The organism is Mesorhizobium sp. M7A.F.Ca.US.014.04.1.1, assembly GCF_003998745.1.
Classification (GTDB): domain Bacteria; phylum Pseudomonadota; class Alphaproteobacteria; order Rhizobiales; family Rhizobiaceae; genus Mesorhizobium; species Mesorhizobium ciceri.
The window spans coordinates 1-1,126 of record NZ_RZRW01001079.1 but is presented as its reverse complement, the minus strand read 5'-3'; the positions used below and the strand labels follow the sequence as shown (position 1 = coordinate 1,126).

1 protein-coding gene is annotated in these 1,126 nt (G+C 61.2%); it reads right to left on the bottom strand.

All coding sequences use genetic code 11. The features are described 5' to 3' along the window. Nucleotides 1-160: 160 nt before the first annotated feature. Nucleotides 161-1,126: aminotransferase class I/II-fold pyridoxal phosphate-dependent enzyme (locus EOA22_RS34620; RefSeq protein WP_127390664.1), on the bottom strand; the 966-nt coding region annotated here is incomplete at its 5' end.

Sequence of the window (1,126 nt, the reverse complement as noted above, 5' to 3'; positions counted from 1 at the left end):
GGGCGAGAGCGCGGACTGAGAATCCGGTTATTCCTTCGTCGTCGATCAGGGTAATGGCGGCCTCCACGACGCGCTCCCGCGTCAAGCCGATAGCGCCTGCTCTACCGACCGAGCGCTTCTTGGTGGAAGACTGTGTGTTCAAGGCAGCTTTCCGTCGCCACTATGCGAGGCCGAGGATGTGCCCGAGTTCTGTCGCAAATCGTTCATTGTCCCCTGCTGTCCCGATGCTCACCCGCAGAAAGTGACGATAGCCGGCCTCCATCCATGGCTTGACGACTATGCCTTTTTTGATCAGGGCGCTAGCCACAGGGGCAGCTTGGGTCGCCAAGTCGAGGAACAGGAAGTTGGTCTGGGACGGGACAACGCGGACACCCAATCCGGCCAGGCGATCGGCGAGGATGTTTCGGTCGTGCCGTATCTTGGCCGTGGTCTGCAGCATCCATGCTTCGTCCTGGAGCGCGGCAATGGCGGCAGCCTGCGCGGCCGCGTTGACGTTGAACGGGGTCATGCATGAACGCATCACCCTGGCAATGCCTTCATCCGAGGCGATGCCGTAGCCCGCACGCAAGCCAGCGAGACCATAGGCCTTGGAGAAGGTGCGTAGCACAACCCAGGAAAGATCCGAGCGACCGCTCAGCACCTGCAGGCCATCCGGATAGCTGGAGTCGATCATCTCGAAATAGGCTTCATCCAACACGAACAATGTCGTGGGATGCACCGCGTCAAGCAGCCGGTCGAGTGCCCTGCGCGACAAGGCCCGCCCCACCGGATTGGAAGGCGATGAGACGAAAACGATCTTTGGTCTGCGTGTGAGCTCATCCGCCAACCCGTCCACGTCATAATCGAGTGCTGGTGTCATCGGCACCTTGAGCACTTGTGCACCGGCCGCCATGGGCTCGATCTCGTGCAAGCCGAAGCACGGTGAGACGGTCAAGACCGAATCACCCTTTTGCAGATACGCGCGGCAAAGTGCTGCAATCAACTCCTCCGACCCATTGCCGCAGACGATCTGATCAGAGGAGGTGCCGAGCTTTTCCGAAAGCACGTGCCGCAGCGCAGCCGACGCCGGGTCGCTGTAGCGCGATGGGACAAGTGATGCCAGGGCGGCGGACACTGCCGGCGATGA